General features: G+C 61.2%; 4 protein-coding genes. 2 read left to right on the top strand and 2 right to left on the bottom strand.

Annotation, left to right across the window (positions count from 1 at the left end):
• Positions 1-112: 112 nt before the first annotated feature.
• A complete protein-coding gene (locus RUH75_RS23330; RefSeq protein ID WP_313809595.1) occupies positions 113-934 on the top strand; it encodes a MarR family transcriptional regulator in 822 nt (273 codons plus the stop codon).
• Positions 935-964: 30 nt separating this feature from the next.
• Here RUH75_RS23330 and RUH75_RS23325 read toward each other — a convergent pair whose 3' ends face one another.
• On the bottom strand, positions 965-2,590 hold the full coding sequence (locus tag RUH75_RS23325) for an AMP-binding protein (protein WP_313809594.1): 1,626 nt from the start codon (positions 2,588-2,590) through the stop codon (positions 965-967).
• A 13-nt stretch (positions 2,591-2,603) separates the two neighbouring features.
• Positions 2,604-3,035 carry a carboxymuconolactone decarboxylase family protein gene (locus RUH75_RS23320; RefSeq protein ID WP_313809593.1) on the bottom strand — a complete coding sequence of 144 codons (432 nt, stop codon included), beginning with the start codon at positions 3,033-3,035 and terminating at the stop codon, positions 2,604-2,606.
• Positions 3,036-3,309: 274 nt separating this feature from the next.
• On the opposite strand from RUH75_RS23320, the gene RUH75_RS23315 reads away from it, so the two are divergent.
• Positions 3,310-4,536, top strand: coding sequence for an amidohydrolase family protein (locus RUH75_RS23315; RefSeq protein WP_313809592.1), 1,227 nt, complete (start codon positions 3,310-3,312; stop codon positions 4,534-4,536).
• Positions 4,537-4,711: the final 175 nt, after the last annotated feature.

Genomic DNA, 4,711 nt, shown 5'->3' with positions numbered 1-4,711 from the left:
CGATCTGATCACCCACACCCAGCGCTTCGGCGACAGCATCTTCCCCTGAACCAACACCCGCCGCCCAATCACCCCTCTTGCGATCCAAACACCCATATGGCTTTCTATGACAATGACGATCATGGAACAGGGCCATAAGAAGCAGGGGGCGGGCGAGCGTGGGCTGGATGCATGCCGCGCCCTGCTGGAAGCGCATTTTGCTGAACATCTGACCATCCCCTCGATGGCGGGCCTCGCGCGTCTTTGGGGCTATGCGAGCAAATCATCGGCTGCCCGGCGGGTCGATCAGCTGATCGAGGCGAAGGTGCTGCTCTGGTCGCCTGACCGGCGGCTTGCCCCGGGACCTGCCTTCCGCGCGCTGCCGGATCAGGATGCTGCGGAGGAAGAGCCGGCTGAGCGGATTCGGGATCAAGGCGCCGATCCGTTGCAGGCAGCGCTCGCGGCCTGGGCGAACGATTATGATCCGGTGCTGGTCCGATCCTATTCCATCACCGCACGTCTGCTGCGGCTGGCGCGCAGCATGGAGAGGCAGATGGCGCTTTCCGCGGCGAGCGAGGGGCTGACGTCGGGTGACGTGCTGCTGATGGACGCGCTGTATCGCGTCGGTCCGCCCCATCGCATCGCGCCGACGGCGCTCAAGCATTATTTTCTGATGTCGCTGGCGGGCGTGGTCAAGCGGGTGGACCGTCTGGAGGCGCTGGGCTTCATCGACCGCGTGCCCAATCCGGACGACCGGCGCGGTCTTTTCATCGAACTGACGGCCAAAGGCCATGCGGCACTTGCGCGATTGGTGGACGCGGATCGCTCCGCGCCGCACATTTTATGGCCCATGGCGCTGTCCGAAACCCAATATCGGACGATGCTGGAATCCCTGACCGTCGCGGAAGGGATCGTGATCGCGGCGGAAAAAGGTGAAGAGAACGATCGCTCTTAGATAGGATCGATACGACGCTGATCCGCAGCGTCAGGCCTGCGTCTTGCCGTTGACCTGATCACGCAGCATGAACTTCTGGATTTTGCCGAGCGGGGTGCGCGGAAACTCGTCCAGCAGGAACAGGTGGCGCGGTACCTTGTAATTCGCCATCTGCTCCCGGCACCAGGCGGTCAGCTCCGCCAGCGTCAGCGTTTCGCCCGGCTGCGGGATGACGCAGGCGGCGCAAACCTCCCCCATGCGCTCGTCGGGCCAGGCGATGATGCACACATCGGCGATCGCCGGATGCTTGCGCAGGATATTCTCGATCTCGGCCGGATAGGCGTTGAAGCCGCCGACGATCACGACATCCTTCAGCCTGTCGAGGATGCGAAGATTCCCATCCTCCCCGATGCATCCGACATCGCCGGTATGGAGCCAGCCATCCGCATCGACGGTTGCGGCGGTCTGTTCCGGTTCCTCGAAATAGCCCTGCATGACATTGGGGCCACGGACCAGCAATTCCCCGCTCTCCCCCTGGGGCACCGCGTTGCCGTCCGCATCGGCGATTTTCAGTTCCACGCCCGGCAACGGCTTGCCGACGCTATTGGCGATCGTCTCGAAACTGGCGTCGGGATAGTTGACCGACACCAGCGCCGTGCTTTCGGTCTGGCCGAAGCTGGTCAGGAACAGGTCGAAGCCGAATATTTCCCGGCCCGCGCGAATCAGGTCGACTGGCACATTGGACGCGCCGGTATGCCCCACGCGCAGCGACGACAGGTCGAATTCCCCGAAGCGCGGATGGTCCATCAGCGAGAAGAAGATGGTCGGCGGCCCCATCAGCACCGAGATTTTCTCGCGGCTGATGAGATGAAGCAGCGTTTCGGCGTCGAAGGTGGCGAGCGGATAGACCGTGATCCCCGCGACCAGCGCCGATACCCAGCCGGAACGATAGCCGAAGCTGTGGAAGAAGGGATTGACGATCGCCATCCGGTCGCCCGCGCGCAGGTCGTTGGCCTCGTTCCAGATGGCCGGCATCCACAGTGCCTGACCATGATTGTGCATGGCGCCCTTGGGCTGGCCGGTCGTCCCGCTGGTGAACAATATGTCGGCGATGGTGTCGGGCGTGACCCCGGCCATGCGTGCGGCCAGCGTGGCGGGATCGGCGCGTTCTTCCTGGAAGGCGGCGAAGTCCGGGCCGTCGAGCATGACGATATGGGTCAGCCCTGGCAGGTCGCGAACCGGACCGGCCCCAGCGGGCCCGCCGCCCGCGTTGCGCAGCATGGCGGCATAGTCATTGCCCAGGAAACTGCTGACCGTGAACAGGATGCGCGCCCGCGTCTTGCCCAGAGCATAGGCGGCCTCACCCCCCTTGAAGCGGGTGTTGATGGGCACCATGATCGCGCCGATGCTTTCAATGGCGGAGGCGGCCACTATCCATTCCGGGCTGTTGGGCGCCCAGATGGCGATGCGGTCGCCATGTTCCACGCCATGGGCGATCAGCGCGCCGGCCAGCCGATCGACCTGATTCCTGAAGGCGGCAAAACTGATTTGCACGCCGTCTTCGCCGATGATGAAAGGCGTATCGCCATAGCGCGCGGCAACATGGGCGATCACGCCCGGCAGCGTGTGCGCGAGCGTCTTTTCCAGGTCGGAGAAATGCGGGTTCCTGTTGGTCATCGCCATCTGCCTTTTATAGCAGTCCCCGTTCCTCGGCGGTCTGGATGCCGTCCGGCGATACGCCGGCTTCGCGCATCGCCTCTATGACGGCGGTGGTGGCTGATGCGATGCAGGGAAAACCGACATAGGGCGTCAGCTGGATCAGCAGCCCTTCCAGTTCGGCGGTGGTCAGGCCGTTCGCAATGCCGATCTTGACGTGATTCTTGAGTTCAAGCGGCTGGCGGGTGGCGATCAATGCGGAAATGATCGCCACGCTCTTCACCTTGCGAGCCAGCCCTTGATGCAGCCACGCATCGTGGAAGGCCGAACTGGCCGCCATGCGGGTAATGGCCGATCCGAAGCGATCGGATGTCGCGGCATCGCGGAAAGCAGCGCCAAATGCCTCGCCCATGATGCTGGTGATGAAGGCAACGCCCGCTTCCTGCTTCTCATCAAGATCAGTCATTCCCGCCTCCTGTCTGTCATCTCTCTTCCCCGGGCCTATGGTCGAAGGTGCTTGACCGTCAACCGGCGATGATGGCGGTCGCCGCCGGATCGGCATTGATCGGCCATCTGATGGCGCGCGGGGTGGCATCACATGGGTGATAGACATTCCCTACCCCATACACGGCGTGCTTTTTCTCGCTTATATCGACGATCCAAGGCGCGCCTCTGGAGCACGTCGCCGGTCATTTCGTGGCCGCTGCCAATATGATCAGTATTTGGGGAAAGGAAAAATCATGTCAGTGCAAGTAAAGGCGGCAAATGGCGCGTCGCTCTATTCAGGTCCTATGTTCGATGCCGATACGCATTTCTGGGAAACGGACGACGCCTGGACGAAATATTTGCCGAAGGATGCCGCCGAGAAATATGGCATTACTTTCAAGACCGGTGCCGATGGCGACTTTGCCATGTATGTGGGGCCGCGCAAGGTGGAGATCAGCGCCGACCATCTGTTCGAAGACGGCCGCGTCCCCGCGCCTGGCAAGCTGCACGAATGGCTGCGCGCCATGAAGGAAGGCAAGGCCGAGATCGACATGCATGTCGCCAAGACGCCGGACATGATGGAACCCGAAGCGCGGGTGAAGCTGCTGGATTCATGGGATGTGCGATCGTCCATCCTGTTCATCGGCAACATGATCACCGCGATCAGCTTCCTGGAAGATCCGAAATATATCTATCCGGTGCTGAATGCCTATAATGCGTGGATGTACGATCAGTGGAAGTATAATTATAACGATCGCATCTACTCTTGCCCGATCATGACGCTCGACAATGTCGAGGAGGCCTGCAAGGCGCTGAAGGAAGTGATCGCCAAGGGCGCGAAGCTTATCCTGATGTCGATGGGCCCCTATAACAACAAGGCGCCGGCCCATCCCGATCATGACCCCTTCTGGGCGATCGCCAATGAAGCCGGCATTCGCGTCGTGTACCACGTGTCCGAAGCCATTTACATGAAGGGTCACATGGCGCTGTGGGGCGAAGGCATGCAGCAGAGCCGCATCCGCCAGTCCGCCTTCGTCTGGATGCATGGCTATTCGGAACGTCCTGTGATCGAGACGTTGTCGAGCCTCATCTTCTGGAATTTCTTCGAACGTTTCCCCAATGTGAAGGTGCTGTCCGCCGAGAATGGCGCCGAATGGGTGCCATCCATGCTGGTCAAGATGGACAAGTGCCGGGGTATCGCGAAGAACGGCTATTGGCCCGCCGGGCAGTTGAAGGATCGGCCCAGCCGCATCTTCGCCCAGAATGTCGGCGTCGTCGCCTATCCGGAGGACAATCTGAAATCGATCGTCGATCAGGTTGGAAATGCGGACTGGGTGATGATGGGATCGGACTATCCCCATGCCGAAGGCGTTGAGCAGCCGCGCATCTTCGCCGACGAGGCGTGCCGTGGTCTGTCCGAAGCCGATACGCGCAAGATCATGTTTGAAAATGGCATGCGTTTCATGGGCCTGCCATACTGAACGTGGAGCGTTTTCGAAGGCAGGTGGAATAGCGGCTGACTCGTAAACGACTGAAAACAATGATCCAGCGATGGCCGGTCACGGGGGGAAAGACCTTTCCATGACCGGCCATCGCATCAATTGGACGGCTCGAAAAACCCTGGCATCTGAAGCGCCGACCTGATTCACTATGGCC

The organism is Sphingobium sp., assembly GCF_032153725.1.
Classification (GTDB): Bacteria; Pseudomonadota; Alphaproteobacteria; order Sphingomonadales; family Sphingomonadaceae; genus Sphingobium.
The sequence above is the reverse complement of the archived record's forward strand: the minus strand, read 5'-3'. Positions and strand labels throughout refer to the sequence as shown.

What these genes read in the sequence shown, in the direction of transcription:
- RUH75_RS23330 (WP_313809595.1), top strand. Translation starts at nt 113, where the DNA reads ATGACGATCATGGAACAGGGCCATAAGAAGCAGGGGGCGGGCGAGCGT.
- RUH75_RS23325 (WP_313809594.1), bottom strand. Translation starts at nt 2,590, where the DNA reads ATGACCAACAGGAACCCGCATTTCTCCGACCTGGAAAAGACGCTCGCG.
- RUH75_RS23320 (WP_313809593.1), bottom strand. Translation starts at nt 3,035, where the DNA reads ATGACTGATCTTGATGAGAAGCAGGAAGCGGGCGTTGCCTTCATCACC.
- RUH75_RS23315 (WP_313809592.1), top strand. Translation starts at nt 3,310, where the DNA reads ATGTCAGTGCAAGTAAAGGCGGCAAATGGCGCGTCGCTCTATTCAGGT.